The following is a 15,676-nucleotide window of genomic DNA, read 5'->3' as shown; positions in this document are numbered from 1 at the left end:
GCTGATTAAATATTGAGATTTATATGTCGAGTTGATCACCTCAGATTAAGGTTTCCACTTATTGAGGTGATCATATGTACCCTGCTCTTTACTCGTTATCACTAGGGCCAAATTTATCTTCGTATTTTGACCATGCTAAGAACGCAATTATAATTCCGAAAAATATAGCAATAGGAAAATACATCAAGTAATTATTTACAAAGAACTTGAAGCTGAATTTTACAAGTTGATAGTTAATGCTTTTTAAGTATAGCAAAGCAAAAAATATCCCTCCACCAATCACTCCTAACTGGCAAAATCCAGTGAAAAAAAGATAGTAGGGTAGACCTTTTTTTCTAATAGCGTTCCATCTTGACTTGGTCATTTTTATATGTTTATTCACCCCTACCTCCTTTCAGGCAATTCACTAAAGTTGAATTGTAGGAGTTTATAACCTTTTGTTCTTCTGGAGTATATATGTTAGCTTGCCAGTTTTTAAAATCTGTAACTCCTGCGTGCCCCATACCTAAAAAAGTTCCAAACGCTACCGCCCCTAATGAAATCTCTGCTGCCCCTGTTTTTAAGTAAGTATAAAGTGCTGCTCCAGATGTAGCTACAAAAGTATTCTCCGCGTAGTCAGAAATAAAATTACTAGGTGTTCTATAGGTGGGATTCCAACGTCCAAATCTGAACACCTCGCTAGCTCCATTATTAACACGTCGTTTATCCCATTCCCCACCATCTGGTGTTTGGTTTTTGGCAATTTCTCCACAGTCACACAAGCCGGTAAAATCAATTCCTATCACTGGATTCCCCCCTACGTAAGCATAGGTATTCATCCCACCAGCCAGACCAATCGGGTCACTCTGAATATACCTGCCCAGCGCCGCATCGTAGTAACGGTTCCAGTTGTACCACAGGCCCGACTCGGTGTCATAGTACTGCCCTGGGAAGCCGAGGTTAAAGTCACCTATGCTGGTAGTTTGCACTGTGCGGTCAAATGCCTTCAAATTGGCACGCCACACCACCGCCTTGGCGGCATCGGTGATTAGCTCAGGTCTGCCGAGTTGGTCACTGTGCACAAAGTACAGCACATTGCTCTTGACATAGGCTACCGGCATACCGTTGAAGTAAATGTACTCCCTGGCACTGTTTGGCTCTGCCAGCAACAACCCCGATGGGTCATAGACATAACGCTCGGTGCTGCTACCGGTCTTCTTAAACATCCGCTGGTTCATGGCATTGTAACCATAACTGGTGGTGACTCCGCCCTTCACCAGCGATGCCATTCGGTTCAAGCCATTGTAGCTATAGGTGTTGCCCCGCACGTTGTCGGAAGTGATATTGCCGTTGCTGTCGGTCAGCAGCGTTTTGGTTTGGCCAATGCGGGTTACCTTATCCAGCTTGTTGCTGCCACTTTTGTAGCTGTAGCTATAGTTCAAGCCGTTTTCACTATGGGTCAGGCGATTGCCCACATCATCGTAACTGAGCGTCTGGTTATCCGCGGTGCTGCTGATGGACGACAGGCGATAAACATTGTCGTAGTCGAACGTCTGGCTGTAGCCGCTGTTATAGGCATTGTTAATTGCCGTGATGTTGTTGGCTAAATCGTAACCGAAATGCAGGTCCTGCTTACCGGCAATGTCCCTATCAGTTAGGCGATAGTCCTGGTCGTAGGTGTCGGTCTGTACCAGGCCGTTACCATAGGTCCAACTGCTTGCCGGGCCAAAGGGCTTATAGCTTACCCCGGACAGCACGGTTTTACTCACCCCGCCAATTACTGCGGTAACACTGCTGACCTTGCCTATGTTGTTGTAGCCATAGGTCACCTTGTTGCCACTGGGGTAGATGACGTCCTTCAGGCGGCCATAGCCGTCGGGGATGTACTGGGTGATCAGGTTCTGTCCTTGGATGCTGTTGGTCTTTCTAATCAGTTCACCATAGGTGTTGTAGTCATAGCTTGCGCAACCACTGCTGTCAGCTTGGCGGGTGAGCATGCCGGCGTCACCATTGCCGTCATACTCATAGGCCTGCATCTCATTGCCGGCCACCGTGACAGTTGGCCGATTGAGCGCATCATATGCGTAGCGATAGATAATCCCTTTGGCATCGGTCTTCTCCACCAAATTCCCGGCCGGGTCATACTTGAAGGTGGTTACACCGGTATCCGGAGAGGTCAGCTTGGTCAGTTGGCCAAAGCCATCGTACTGGTAGCTGGTCACATGGTTGTTGGCGTCGGTGACGCTGGTCACCAAGCCTTGGTCATTGTAACCATAGGTCGTGACGGTATTGTTGGCATCGGTACTGGTCGCCAGGCGGCCATGATTGTCATAGGTGAAGCTGGTGACATTCAGCTTGGCATCGGTGATATCTTTGATGTTGCCATCATCGAAGTATGTGATGGTTTCGGACTGACCGTTTTTCCCTTCTTTAAATCGCACCCGGCCCAGCTCATCATAATAAACGTTGGCACTAAAATGTGTCGTAGCGCCCAGCTTGAAACTGGTGGAGGTTGGGTTGCTCATGGCGTCAAAGCCGGTAGATATTATGGCGCCACTGTTGTCCACCGCGCTGGTGGCCCGGAAGCCTTCATCGAATGCCTGGTCCAGATAGGAGCCGTCGGGATTGGTGACCTTGTCCAATTGCCCCAGGGCATTGTAGGTAAAGGTCCTGGCCACACGAGTGCCTTGCTTGACGCTTTGCAGTCGGTTATTGACGTCGTAAGTGTATGTTGTCACCAAGCCATTAGGGGCCGTTTCTGAAGTGAGATTGCCGTTGCCGTCATAGCTGTTAAAAGTACGGGTGTTTCCAATGGCATCTACCATGCTGGTCATCAAGCCTTTGTCATTGTAATAAGTAACAGAGACATCATCGACATCGGTTCGCGGCCCATCAATGGTCATGCTTGCCACGCGGCCGTTAGGGTGGAAGGTGTAGTCTATGTCGGTAATCCGCACTTCTCCCGGAACACCATAGCTCGTCAGATTGGTTTTCTTTATCTGGGTTACATGTTGCTTATCATCGTAGGTAAATTCGGTCAGCAGGTAAGGTGTTTCTATGCTGTCCGGCAGATGCCCGAAGCTTGTGTTCCAGGTATAGCTGGTAGTGACCGCATCAGATGTGCCGTAGGCTTGGGTTATTGAGAGCAGTTGTCCTTTGTTGTTGTAGTCATAGTCCGTGACCTTGCCATCCCAATCGGTGACCTTGTCCTGCAATCCCAGGTTGTCATAGGTATAGCTTTGGTTGGCTGCACCGCAGAATTGCCCACCCTGGCGACTAACGGACACTATCCGCTTTTTATTGTTTATTATGGTGTAGTTGTAGTCCGTGACCTGCCCCAGGGGATTGGTGACTGTGGTTTTATTAGTGGTATAAGCAAAACTGTATTCTTCTATATTGCCGAGAGCACCGTGTCCGCTGGACGTCGCCTTGCCGCTGCTTGGGCTATAGGTAAATCGCGCATAGATTGCTCCATTCACCTTAATCATCGTTAAGGCATCGGGCCAATTGGCATCGGTATAGAAAAACTCCTTATAACTGCCATTCGGCATCGTTTGCTTGGAGAGTTTTCCGTTGGTGTACGCATATAGATAGCTATGCCCTTCACTATCGGTAATCTGGGTAACAAGCCCCCCAGTGTATGAAAGTGTCAGACTCTCACCGGTCGAAGCAGTGACAGAAGTTAACAGACCATTATTGTAGCTGAAAGCGTGCGAGTATCCGGCTGGGCTGGTGCGGCTAAGCACCTGACCATCACCGTTGTACACCTCCACCATGCCATCTACTTCATGTAGGGTAAACATGCCGTTGGCATAGGTAATGGTGGCACCATTGCCGAAATCATTATCATGCCACACATAAGGGGTCTCACTGGGTTCAAACACCCTTTTGGCACCGTCGGGTTTTAATACTGTCAGTATATCTTCAGCATTCGGTGTTGATGGAAATCTCTCATCACAACCGATAGAAGGCATCCCTTCCCCATCAATGAGGCAAGTGTCTCTGTCAGTGTAGAGCAATTTATAATCAAAGCTGCTGAGCCACATTTTGCCGAATACCCCGGTTCTGGCAGCAAAATGGTTGTAATTTTTTTCGATGGTTAATGGGAATGCGGAGCCTGACACAAAGTCAATTTCCGGCTGAATTTTATTTCCAGACGCAATCACTATGGGATTGCCGGCGGTTTTAGAACAGCCTGAATCACCTTCGCCCTCTTGTTGATCCTGATTGCTAGAATCATTCGAGCCCTCTCGACTCTCCGATGACCCTAGACTTGTGGTTAACTCTGAACCTGCAGTCTGGCTAGTGCGGTCACAAGTTGTGCGAACGGGCCACGCAGTACCATCAGCTGCAACGACCGTGCGGTAACAAACTAGATCCGCCAAAGCAAGATCACTATAAGAAAACAATATACACATACCAACAAGTTTCAAACTATTTTGCATATTCAACATAAAATCACTTCCAACGTTCTGCAGCGTAAGAAAACTAAAAATCCTTTCGTTTTCATTTTTATGAAAACAACAGATGCGAAATAACTAATATTAAATTACCATCAATTTCATATAGAACACTGTTCTATAGGTGATGGAATAATAACTGAAGTAGAATTACTCCAAAGACCGCATCCTGAATCATTGCACGCTCTGACTCTGTGATAATAAGTTCCGGGTAACATGGATTGATAAGCTTTTGAGGTAGTCAAGCCAAGACCAGTTGTTGCACTCCAACCTCTGCCAAATGGATTCTCTTGGAATTGATAGGAAGTAACTATGTCACCGGATACAGGGGTCCAATTAATGGTATATCCAGCCTGCCCGGCTTGGTAGTTGCTGGATATCTGTGGTGCATATGGTGGCGACGCCACTATTAAGGATGAGCTGTAAGCACTGCATGCTGAACTGGAGCAGGCTTTTATACGATAGTAATATATCCGATTGTTACGGCTGGAGAGGGTCAAGCTTTTGGGGAGATAATCAGTTGTGCAATCAATTAATGAAGGGGTGGATTTGGATGGTTTCTTGTTATTCGAAGCGGGATGATTTTCCCCTGATGGTGACAAAGGGCCGACCAAAGATGTTTCCATGCCACTATCACCGGGGCCGGTGTAAACAGTATTCCAGAACGCGTCATTTAAGGATTCTTGGATTGTATAAGTCAAGGTGCTTGCTGTACATTCAGGACTCCATTTTAAAGTCACTGTACTTTCTGGTTTGGTTCCGCTAAGAGAAGGGATAGAAGGAGCGGGTGTACCAATAGCAAAACTTTTAAAATTAGTGAGCAATAATATACCCACGGCAACGATCTTTAATTTGTTCATCCTTGATTTCCTAAATTTTTAAATCAATCCATTAATTAAATTTGCGCAGTTTTTATCATGAATCTTATTTGTTAGCAATGGGTAAATATGACCTCTCCCCCAACTTTAAGACCATGACATTGATGAGATTTCCAATACACTGGAGCCAATGGAGATCTCAACATGAAGAAACGCTACACCGAAGAACAAATCATTAAGGCCATCAAACAGCATGAGGCAGGGGCAAAGGTCGATGACATTTGCCGTGAAATGGGCATTTCTACGGGCACTTTCTATAACTGGCGCAGCAAGTATGCCGGGCTCGAAGTGAATGAAGCGAAGCGGCTGAGGGAGTTGGAGGCCGAGAACAACAAGCTCAAAAAGATGCTGGCCGACAAGATGCTGGAAGTCGAAGCCATGAAGGATGTGCTGTCAAAAAAGTGGTAACGCCAGCGGCAAAAAAGCCTGTTGCCCAGCACTTGATTGAAGGTTTCAGTCTCAGTGAGCGTGTGGCCTGCAAGCTGGCTGGGTTGAGCCGGACCGCGTTTCGCTATCAGCCCAGGACAAAGGCTGACAATGGGCTCAGACAGCGGCTGAAGGCGCTGGCGACGCAATATCCTCGCTATGGGTATTTAATGCTGCATGGTTTGCTCAGAGGCGAAGGCTGGGTCAAAAACCGCAAACGAACCTATCGGCTCTACACGGAGGAAGGCTTGCAGGTCAGAACGAAGAAGCGCAAGAAGCTAACCCGGCCAAGGCAGCCGATGGAGGTGCCGACAGCACCGAATCAACGTTGGTCTATGGACTTTGTGTCAGACCAACTCAGCAATGGTCGGCGCTTTCGGGTACTGAATGTCATGGATGATTATTCGCGGGAAATGGTCGGTCAATTAGTCTCTGTAGCCATCAGTGGCAGGCAGGTCGCCAGATTCTTGGACCAGTTGATGGAAGAGCGAGGCACGCCAAACAAGGTTACTTGCGACAATGGGACAGAATTTACCAGCAAGGCAATGTTCTTCTGGAGTAAGGAAACGGGCGTCACACTGGCCTTTATCCAGCCAGGAAAGCCGACGCAAAATGCCTTTGTGGAAAGCCTGAATGGCAAATTCCGGAACGAATGTCTGAACCAGCACTGGTTCAGAACCTTGGACGAAGCCAGATATGAAATCGAGCTATGGCGTGAACACTATAACCATGTTCGCCCACATAGTTCATTGAACTACACGCCGCCTGTTGAGTATGCCAAGCAGGCAGCATAAGCTGGAAAATCTCATCAAGGGATTGGTACTAATCTCGGGGAAAGGTCTAATATTATGTGATCTGTGGCTGGGTGTGTTTCAATGCAAAGGTTCCTCTATTCTCCAAAAGCTAAAACTGGCACTGCCTGTCCTCGTTCGAACCTGGGTTATGAGCCACGTGCATCTTTGACCACTATCTGAGATCCAAGCCCCTTTTAAGGTCATCAACCTCGGCATCCGTCAGAGGCCTGAATTGGCCCTCGGGCAGCTCTGCTAATGTCAGGTTCAGCAAACGGGTGCGGCACAGATCAACCACCCTGTTACCGAGATGGCGACACATGCGGCGAATTTGTCGCTTCTTACCCTGGGTTAGCACTATTTCGAAGCGGGTCTGGCTAAGGGCCCTTACACGGCACTGACGCACCTGGCCTTCGCCATAATCCATACCCGCTGCCATGGCGGTAACAAAAATGGCATCCATTGGCCGGGCCAACTCCACTTCATAGTGTTTGGGGTGATGGAAATCCGGATGCATCAGACATTGGGTCAGCTCGCCATCGTCGCTGAGCAGCAGCAAGCCGCGGGAGTCTTTGTCCAGCCGTCCTGCGGGATAGACCCTGGCGCCGGTGGGTAACAGGTGCAGCAAACTGGCGGGATCTTCGGGCCGCAGACGACAGTCAATACCAAGGGGCTTGTGATACAGCCAATAGCTGTGATGGCTGGGCAGGAACACCGGCTTGCCATCGACACACACGACTAAGCCGGATTGATCATTTACAGGCATTTCGCCTGTCTGATCATTCACTACAGGCACTTCGTCGGTGTGCTTGGCTGGCCGTCCATCCAGGGTCACCCTGCCGGCCTCTATCAGGCGGCAGGCCTGACGTCTTGAGGCGACGCCGGCATGGGCGAGAAACTTGGCGAGTCGCATCTGGTTATCGATTGAGGTCGCAGAGGTTATTGGGATTCGCGGGCCGTTATGGCCATATGCACCAGATGCCGGGCCACCAGCGCCAGGCCCAATCCTGCCAGCATAGTCATGGCGGTGTGCAGCCACAGGCTCAGGGCCAGGAAGCAGGGGTTCTGCCCAACCGGACAGGGGCGGTAATCAAAGGTGGCCGGATCGATTTGCGCCAGCAGGGTCAGGGTGGCCAACAGGCCCACAATGGCCACATAGAACAGCGGCAGGTTGCACAAATGCTTGTGGTTTATCCGGGTCAGGATCAGCAACACAAACATCGCCAGACTGGAAAGGACAAAGAAGAGGGACACCAGGCGGTGCGGCATGGCATCGTTATAGGGATAGATGCCGATAAGCATGATCCCCAAGCCGGCGCAGGCACCCACTATGGCCAGGTAGCGACTGAACTCGTTATAGCGCAGGTTATAGAGTCCCAGCATGGCAGTGATAAAGCTGACGCCGGCAAAAAGCAGGCTGATATTGTAGACGTAGGCCATGGGCGAGCTGAGATAGTCGCCGAGACGATCGACCCGCAGATTCAGTGTCTCCCAGCCCTGCTGCTGGAACACCCCGAACAGGGCAATAAACATGCCCAGGGCACAAATGCTCACCCCACCGATGGACATATGAAACACCAATCTATGGGGATCGTACTGGCCGTAGCCGGTTCTTTCTTCGTCTGCCATGACGCTCAGCCCTGTATGCGGGGTTAAATTGTTCAGCTGTCCCCACGTGTGACTCAGTGGCGCTTGCGCAGTACCACTATGGTCACGGCTACCACCGCGAGGATCAGGCAATACCAAGCATAGGATACAGCTTCCAGCGGGCTGATGGCAAAGGTTGTCGCCAACAACAGCGCTTGGGCACCGTAAGGAATAAGCCCCTGAACGATACAGGAAAAAATGTCCAATATACTGGCGGCACGCTTGGGGCTGACGCCGTGCTTGCGGGCCAGCTCGTGGGCAATTTCACCGCTGACCACAATGGAGACAGTGTTGTTGGCCACGCAGGTATTGGTCAGGGACACTATTCCGGCCATGCCCAGTTCGGCGGCGCGGCAGGATGCCTCGCCACGGGCACTGGAAAAGCGTCGGATAAGGGCTTCAATGCCGCGGCTGACAAACGCCAGACCACCTTGCTGTTGCATCAGTGCCGCAAGACCGCCCACCAGCATGGAGAGGATGAAGATCTCCTGCATATTGCCAAAACCTGTGTAAATGTCCTGGCCGAACTGCACCAGTCCATAGCCATCGCCCACCAGTCCGGTCAAACCCGCCAGCACTATGCCGAGGGTGAGCACCACAAACACGTTTAGACCGGCCACCGCCAACACCAGAATGGTGAGATAGGGCAGCACCTTGAGTAAATCCGGCTGGCCGGCGCTCAGTTGGGCCTCTCCCTGGCCTGCAAAAATGAATACCACCAGGGTGATCAGGGCTGCCGGAGCCGCAAACATCAGGTTTTCACGGAATTTGTCTTTCATGTCACAGCCCTGGGTGCGGGTTGCGGCTATGGTGGTATCGGAAATGATCGACAGATTGTCACCGAACAGGGCACCGGACAATACGGCACCGGCCATCAGCCCATGATCTATCTGGGCCTGATCGGATACCCCAAGTGCTATGGGCGCCACGGCGGCTATGGTGCCCATGGAGGTGCCCATGGCGGTGGAAATAAAGGCCGCAATCACAAAGAAACCCGGCAGCAGCAAATTGGAGGGGATCAGCGACAGCCCCAGGTTAACCGTGGCATCCACACCGCCAGTGGCCTTGGCTACGGCGGCAAAGGCGCCGGCCAGCAGGTAAATCAGGCACATGGCTATGATGTTGCTGTGGCCAATACCCTCCATAAAGGTATCTATGGCCCGGTTCAGCCTTTGCTTTGACAGGGCCAGCGCCAGAATAATGGCCGGCAATATGGCCACCACGCTGGGCAGTTGGTAGAAGGCGAATTCCACCCCCTGGTGTTGGAAATAGAGTCCGGCACCGATAAACAGGGCCAGAAATAAAAACAGTGGCAACAGGGCCACAAAGGAAGCGGGCGAGCGTTGGCTGGCCGCAGCGTTAGTCGCTTGGTTCAATCTGAATTCTCTCGTGAGTCCCGGCATCTGACCTACAAAGGTCTGTTTTTCCGGGAGAATGCTTATTAAGTACGGCTGGTTAGCCCTCAACTTAGGCGAAAGAATATGGGATAACCAGCCTTCTGTCAATTTAGACGTCTAGATGGTTAAACGTCTGTTTTGGACGTGTTGTATTTTTGTCGCATCGGCTGCAGCGTCACCGGGAGGGAGCGAAGGTGCATACCGTATGCAGTGTGCGCCCGATCACAGCCTTGAATAAAAACAAGAAATTTCCCGAAAAGCGCTTATGTCATTGTTTTTTATTCGACAAAACCACGGCTATGCTTAAGCGTTTGTTAAATAAATTGTCCTACATCAATAAAGGACTTTTTCTTCTCTGCTAGAAAGTGCTGCAACTTCTGTGGGAGCGGCTCCATCGACCAGTTTTTTAAGGAACACGCTATGGCAAGACTCTTTCGTAACATGATCGGCTCAGTCACCGGCAAGGTGTTTGCGTCCCTGTCTATTGTGTTTCTGTTTATCACTGTTGCCACCATTGCCACCGTTTACCACTCAGAGAAAAGCATGTCCTACGACATGGCCCGGCAGCGTGTTGACACCATGAGCTACTTCTACATCGATATGATGAATCTGATGATGATCAACGATGAAATGGAAGACAGGGATCTGGTGAAGCAAAAGGTCATGGCTCAGGAAGGGGTGCTGGATGTGCGCATGATCCGCCATCCGATTATGAACACCATGAATGACGGAGAGTTTGCTCCCGGACCTGCCGAACAGAAACCCAAGGATGAGCTGGAACGCCAGTCACTGGAAGGTTCCGGCCAGACCCTGGAACAGATTTGGGAAGGTGAAGATGGCCAGGTACTGACCATTATCAACCCCTTCTATGCTCTCGCGGACTACCGGGGCACAGATTGTCTGGGCTGTCATAAGGTCGATGACGGTACCCTGGTGGGGACTGTGCGCATCGACTACTCGCTCAAGGCGCTGGATGAGCAGATTTTCCAGAACATATTGAAATCCACCGCCATCCAGTTGCTGTTGTTTCTGGCCGGTTTCGGTCTTTTTGCCGTGCTGATCCGCACCGTGGTGACAGGCCCGCTCAACAACCTGATGAACAGCATAGTGCGCATCGAAAAAGACAGCGATCTGGTATCCCGGGTGGAAGTGGATTCCCGGGACGAGTTTGGCAAGGTGGGACGGGTGTTCAACCGCATGATGGAATTTATCCACGGCAGCATGGAGCAGGTGTCCGAGGCTACCGAAGAGGTCAACGAGGCCGTGGGTCGTATCAATCAGCAATCCAAGCAAACGGTGGAGGCCATAGAGTATCAGACGTCCTCCACCGAGCAGGTGGCCACTGCCATAGCCGAAATGGAGCAATCCTCCCTCGAAGTCAGTGCCAACGCCGCCCATGCCGCCAAGATGTCCGACGAAGCCAATGCCCTCAGTCTGGAAGGCATCAAGGTGGCCGAAGACTCGATTCAGGCCATCAGCTCCCTCGCCCATGAGGTGGAAAATGCCGCCATGATGATCACCAAGCTCAATGACAAGACCAGCGATGTCGGCAGCGTGCTTGGGGTGATCAAGAGCATTGCCGAGCAGACCAACCTGCTGGCACTCAACGCCGCCATTGAGGCCGCCCGTGCCGGCGAACATGGCCGCGGTTTTGCCGTGGTGGCCGATGAGGTGCGGGCCCTGTCGAAGAAGACCCATGATTCCGCGCGGGAAATCGAAGACATGATCGCATCGCTGCAGAAAGAAGCCGATGCCGCGGTGAAATTTGTTGAACCCGCCAAACAAACCGCCGAAAACGGCATCAATCAAGTGCAGCGGGCGGTGGATTCTCTGCGGGAGATAGCCGACAAGATTGCCGGGATCAACGAGCTCAACCATCAGATGGCCGTTGCCTCCGATGAGCAGAACCGGGTGACCCAGGACATCAATCACAACGTGCTGGAAATCAAGAGTATCTCTGAAGAGACCGCCAGTCATTCCAAGTCGAATCAGCAGCAAACAGAGCAGTTGTTGGCCCTGGTGCTGGAACTGAACCAAATGATCAAACAATTCAAACTCTAGGAACACACAAGATGAATAACAAATTCGGTTCATTGTCACTGTCACTCATAGGCCTGTGCTCCCCACTGTTGCTGGCATCTGCACCGGCACTGGCCCTGGATTGGACTGCGGCCCCGGTGAAAGAAGTTCCTATGTTTTACACCGGCCAGACTGGCATGGAATGGATGTACGACAAGAAGGCCCACGACGGTGCTGCCCGCTTTGAAAAACGCGGCATGCACTGCCTTGAGTGCCATACCGGGGATGAGAAGAAATTCGGTCCCAACCAGGTGGGCGGCAAGACAGACACAGATCCCTTCCCGGGCCGCACTCCCTTCGTCAACGCCAGGGTGCAGGCTGCCTTTGATGGCGGCAATTTCTACCTGAGGGTGCAGGTGCCCAAGACCTCCGGCGGCGGCAAGGTCATGGACAGCAAGTACCAGCAGAAACTGACCGTGATGCTCGATGACGGCGGTGTGCCCGAGTTTGCCCAGGGCGGTTGCTGGGCCGTGTGTCACCAGGACAGCACAGCCATGCCGGAAGCGGCAGGTCGTGAAATCACTAAGTATCTGGAAGGCAGTCGCACTGCAATCCAGAAGCGTATCGGTGGCGGCACAGATTTTGTCGCCGATGGGGACCTGGCCGGACTGATGGCCAAGGGTTATTTCCTCGAATACTGGCAAGCCAGGTTTAACAGTGCCGCCGATGTGAGCGTCATAGACGGCATCATTCTCAAGGATCGCCAAACCAACGACAGCCCCTTGGTGACTGCCCAGGTGACCGATGGCGGCGCCGACTGGGTGGTGGACTTCAGCCGGCCATTGGCGGCAGATGCCAATCACAAGGCGCTGGCACCCGGCAAGCAATACAACATAGGCCTGGCCCTCCATGACCAGTCCTCCAATGGCCGCTTCCACATTGTCAGCTTCGAATATTCGCTGACCCTGGGCGGCGATGGAACGATTAACGCAGTAAAGCAATGAGTTAGGAACGTAAACACAATAAAAAAACCATAGGGTGGAGTGATGATGAAAAAACTGAGCCTGCTGGCCGCAGTCGGCTGGTTGCTGCTTGCGCAACCAGCAATAGCCGACGATGGCCCCCAATACGATCCGCGGGGGACCAAGGGTTGTATGAAGTGTCACGACGTGGATGCCCAAAAGCCGATTATGGCAATTCAGCACACAGTCCATGCGGTGATAGCCGATAAAGATTCGCCTTTTGCCAAGGATAACCGCGGCTGTGAATCCTGCCATGGCCCCAGCGCCGGTCACGGTGCCAACCTGCAGGATGACGAGGTGCGTCCCGCGCCCGCCATCAACTTCAACACCAGCCTAGGGCTGTCGCCGGTTAAAGACCGCGAAGAAGCCTGTCTCAATTGTCACCAGAAACAGGGGCATGTAGCCCAGTGGCAGGGCAGTGCCCACGAACAGGCCGATGTCAGCTGCACCAGCTGCCACGAGCTGCACACCCAAAATGACCCCATGCTGGATAAAAAGCTCCAGGCCGAGAAGTGCTACAGCTGCCATACCAATGAGCGTATCGACAGCAACCGCGCCAGCCACCATCCGATGAAGGAAGGCCTGGTGACCTGTAGCGATTGTCACCAGGTGCACGGCAGCAATGGCCCGTCGCTGTTGACCGGCTTTACCGTCAACGAGACCTGCTACAGCTGTCATGCCGAGAAACGCGGCCCCTTCCTGTGGGAGCATGAGCCGGTGACCGAAAACTGCCTCAACTGCCATTTGGCCCACGGTTCCAACAATATGCGTCTGTTGAAGGTGCGTTCACCTTACCTGTGTCAGAGCTGCCACATGCAGAAGGGCGGTCACGACTCCGCACTCAACCTGCCCGGGGACTCCAAGTTTGACCAGAAGGGCTGTGTGAACTGTCACTCGTCGGTCCATGGTTCCAACCATCCATCCGGCATCAAGCGGCACAGATAAGGAGCGATTATTATGAAAACATCCAAACTGGCTTCCTGGATCCTGCTCGCTCTCTACGGTGCCCTGCCTTTATGTGCCAGTGCCGCCGATGACGAAGAAGATTCTGATTTTTATGATATTCCCTATGAAACTACCCGTCTGGTGGAATTCACCAACTGGATTGATATAGGCACCAAGTACATCTTTGATGACTCGCTGCGCTATGGCCAGTTCAACGGCGAATCCGAAAAAGGTCTGAGTGCCATACTCAACGGCCACATCTTCTCCCTGGATACCAAGGATGAAGAAAAGGCCCGTTTTTACGAGATGGACCTGCGGGATCTGGGCACGGATGCGCAGCAGTTGCAGCTGGCCTTCGGCTCCATTGGCAGCTACAAGGTAAACCTGGATTATCAGGAAAACTATTACCGCGAACTGTTTATGAACGGTGCCCAGAGTTTGTATCACGCCGCCTGGGGCACCACCAATCTGGGCGCGCCCGGCAGTGATATGGGCGATGTGGATTCGGCCCTGAGCCGGCAAAACCTGGAACTGGGCCTGAACTGGGACTTCCTGGAGCATTGGAATCTGGCACTGAGCTACAGTCAGACAGACAAAGACGGTTCCCGTACCCGCGGCGCCTACGGCGGCCCCGTGTTTCTGGCTGAAGCCATCGACAGTCTGACCACTGAACTGACCACCAAGCTGCAGTACCTGGGCAGTCACTACCAGTTCTCCGTGGGCTACCTGTATTCGGGTTATGAAAACAACTTCGACTTCCAGGACATCACGGTACTGAGCAAGGGCAAGTCTATCGCGTCGCGCCTCGGGGTGGATCCGGATAACCAGTTCCACCAGGTTAATGCGGATCTGCTGTATAACCTGGGCGATAAAACCCGCATACAGCTTTACGCAGCCAAGGGTAAGGCACGCCAGAATGCCCAATTCCTGGCTGCCTCAATCAATGCCGACATTGAACAGCCCGTCGACAGCCTCAACGGCGAGGTGGATTACCGGGATCTCAAGTTCTATCTGAACCACAGATTCTCTTCGGCCGTGGGCGTTAACCTGCTGATGCGCGACACCGACAGGGACAACCGCACCGCGCCACTGGAAATCACCTATTCCATGATTGATGGCACCTCGCCAAGGGGCACCTACAGCAGTATGCCGCTGTCCTGGAGCGAGCGTGAGTATGCCATTGACGGTTACTGGCGCATCAATCAACTGGTGAAACTCAGCGCCGGCGCCCAGACCAAGGCCTTCGAGCGCACCAGTTCTGTGGCCAAGGAAAGCGACACCGACAAGTTGTGGCTCAGGGTTAACCTGAGTCCGGTCACCAGCGTGGATGCCGAGCTTAAGGTCAGCCGTGAAGACAGGGAGGCCAATGAATACATTGCCCCCGAAAAGAGCGTGTTCGGCCAGCCCATCAATCCGCTGCTGCGTCAGCGTCACAAGGGCGATGTCCAGACCGACAGGCTGCAACTGAACCTCAGGTATAACCCCAGCGCCGAGTTTTCCATCGGTTTGATGGGTGACTACAAGGACCTGAGTTACGGTGAGCCGGATAACTTCGGCGTCCAGAACAGCAAGACCAAGAGCTATAGTTTGGATTTTGCTTATATGCCTACAGCTCAGAGCCAGATCACAGTTTACGCGGGTCGAAATGAGTATGATGAGGACCAATATGGCGAGCGCAATGGCACCTGGCGGGTATTCTTCGCCGATGCCGCCAATGTCTACGGTCTGAATGCCAAATGGGAGCTGGTTGAGGACAGTTTGGCCCTCGAAGCCGATGTCAATTACACCGATATCAACCAGGATCTGGATTCGCGGATCCTGACCGGTGATGACGCCGGCACAGAGAAAGACTATGGCCTGGTAGACAGCCGTGAAGTGTGGGCGACCGTGACCCTGATTTATCGTCTCGATCCCACCGCCGAAGTCAGATTGGGTTACGAGCACATGACCTACGATAACAACGACGAGCAATACTTCCAGCTCGACGATGTGGTCGGTGCCTTCAGCAACCTGGCCCTGGCCGATTCGGTGGACACAGTCTCGCTGAGTTACAAGAAGTTCTTCTGAGGATAACGGGAGCCTGCGGGCTCCCGACTACCCTGGGGGAGATCC

At 52.3% G+C, this 15,676-nt stretch carries 11 protein-coding genes; 5 read left to right on the top strand and 6 right to left on the bottom strand.

Annotated features, from left to right (window positions below; genetic code table 11):
• Positions 1-88: 88 nt before the first annotated feature.
• The 3 genes from JYB85_RS14715 to JYB85_RS14705 form a co-directional block, all read right to left on the bottom strand.
• Positions 89-382 (bottom strand): hypothetical protein, encoded by a 294-nt coding sequence (locus JYB85_RS14715; RefSeq protein ID WP_207379884.1) that lies wholly within the window; start codon positions 380-382, stop codon positions 89-91.
• Positions 375-4,433, bottom strand: coding sequence for an RHS repeat-associated core domain-containing protein (locus tag JYB85_RS14710; protein ID WP_207379883.1), 4,059 nt, complete (start codon positions 4,431-4,433; stop codon positions 375-377). Before JYB85_RS14710 ends, JYB85_RS14715 begins: the two co-directional genes overlap by 8 nt.
• Before the next feature lie 107 nt (positions 4,434-4,540).
• A complete protein-coding gene (locus JYB85_RS14705; protein WP_207379882.1) occupies positions 4,541-5,299 on the bottom strand; it encodes a fibronectin type III domain-containing protein in 759 nt (252 codons plus the stop codon).
• 162 nt (positions 5,300-5,461) lie between these two features.
• Here JYB85_RS14705 and JYB85_RS14700 point away from each other — a divergent pair.
• A protein-coding gene (locus JYB85_RS14700) for an IS3 family transposase (protein ID WP_207379396.1) occupies positions 5,462-6,537 on the top strand; the annotation gives its coding sequence in 2 pieces (ribosomal slippage) (positions 5,462-5,711 and positions 5,711-6,537; 1,077 coding nt in all).
• Between the two features lie 172 nt (positions 6,538-6,709).
• On the opposite strand, the gene JYB85_RS14695 is transcribed toward JYB85_RS14700, so the two are convergent.
• From JYB85_RS14695 to JYB85_RS14685, 3 genes are read right to left on the bottom strand one after another with little or no spacing between them, the layout of a single operon-like run.
• Positions 6,710-7,447 (bottom strand): pseudouridine synthase, encoded by a 738-nt coding sequence (locus JYB85_RS14695; RefSeq protein WP_207379881.1) that lies wholly within the window; start codon positions 7,445-7,447, stop codon positions 6,710-6,712.
• Positions 7,448-7,473: 26 nt separating this feature from the next.
• Complete coding sequence (locus JYB85_RS14690) at positions 7,474-8,163, bottom strand: DUF998 domain-containing protein (protein WP_207320690.1); 690 nt, start codon at positions 8,161-8,163, stop codon at positions 7,474-7,476.
• Between the two features lie 53 nt (positions 8,164-8,216).
• On the bottom strand, positions 8,217-9,584 hold the full coding sequence (locus JYB85_RS14685) for a Na+/H+ antiporter NhaC family protein (protein ID WP_207379880.1): 1,368 nt from the start codon (positions 9,582-9,584) through the stop codon (positions 8,217-8,219).
• Positions 9,585-9,998: 414 nt separating this feature from the next.
• On the opposite strand from JYB85_RS14685, the gene JYB85_RS14680 reads away from it, so the two are divergent.
• The 4 genes from JYB85_RS14680 to JYB85_RS14665 are packed head-to-tail and all read left to right on the top strand — an operon-like array spanning position 9,999 to position 15,631.
• Positions 9,999-11,639, top strand: a complete 1,641-nt coding sequence (locus JYB85_RS14680) for a methyl-accepting chemotaxis protein (protein ID WP_207379879.1) — start codon at positions 9,999-10,001, stop codon at positions 11,637-11,639.
• 11 nt (positions 11,640-11,650) lie between these two features.
• Positions 11,651-12,601, top strand: coding sequence for an ethylbenzene dehydrogenase-related protein (locus JYB85_RS14675; RefSeq protein ID WP_207379878.1), 951 nt, complete (start codon positions 11,651-11,653; stop codon positions 12,599-12,601).
• A 45-nt stretch (positions 12,602-12,646) separates the two neighbouring features.
• A complete protein-coding gene (locus JYB85_RS14670) occupies positions 12,647-13,564 on the top strand; it encodes a DmsE family decaheme c-type cytochrome (protein WP_207379877.1) in 918 nt (305 codons plus the stop codon).
• Positions 13,565-13,576: 12 nt separating this feature from the next.
• On the top strand, positions 13,577-15,631 hold the full coding sequence (locus JYB85_RS14665) for an MtrB/PioB family decaheme-associated outer membrane protein (protein WP_207379876.1): 2,055 nt from the start codon (positions 13,577-13,579) through the stop codon (positions 15,629-15,631).
• Positions 15,632-15,676: the final 45 nt, after the last annotated feature.

It is taken from the genome of Shewanella sedimentimangrovi (assembly GCF_017354965.1).
Taxonomy (GTDB): domain Bacteria; phylum Pseudomonadota; class Gammaproteobacteria; order Enterobacterales; family Shewanellaceae; genus Shewanella; species Shewanella cyperi.
Note: the sequence above shows the minus strand (reverse complement) of the source record. Positions and strands in the feature narration are given on the sequence as shown.

Excerpts from the sequence above, each read along its gene's own strand:
- JYB85_RS14675 (WP_207379878.1), top strand. The coding sequence starts at position 11,651 with ATGAATAACAAATTCGGTTCATTGTCACTGTCACTCATAGGCCTGTGC.
- JYB85_RS14670 (WP_207379877.1), top strand. The coding sequence starts at position 12,647 with ATGAAAAAACTGAGCCTGCTGGCCGCAGTCGGCTGGTTGCTGCTTGCG.
- JYB85_RS14690 (WP_207320690.1), bottom strand. The coding sequence starts at position 8,163 with ATGGCAGACGAAGAAAGAACCGGCTACGGCCAGTACGATCCCCATAGA.
- JYB85_RS14685 (WP_207379880.1), bottom strand. The coding sequence starts at position 9,584 with ATGCCGGGACTCACGAGAGAATTCAGATTGAACCAAGCGACTAACGCT.
- JYB85_RS14665 (WP_207379876.1), top strand. The coding sequence starts at position 13,577 with ATGAAAACATCCAAACTGGCTTCCTGGATCCTGCTCGCTCTCTACGGT.
- JYB85_RS14705 (WP_207379882.1), bottom strand. The coding sequence starts at position 5,299 with ATGAACAAATTAAAGATCGTTGCCGTGGGTATATTATTGCTCACTAAT.
- JYB85_RS14695 (WP_207379881.1), bottom strand. The coding sequence starts at position 7,447 with ATGCGACTCGCCAAGTTTCTCGCCCATGCCGGCGTCGCCTCAAGACGT.
- JYB85_RS14680 (WP_207379879.1), top strand. The coding sequence starts at position 9,999 with ATGGCAAGACTCTTTCGTAACATGATCGGCTCAGTCACCGGCAAGGTG.
- JYB85_RS14710 (WP_207379883.1), bottom strand. The coding sequence starts at position 4,433 with ATGTTGAATATGCAAAATAGTTTGAAACTTGTTGGTATGTGTATATTG.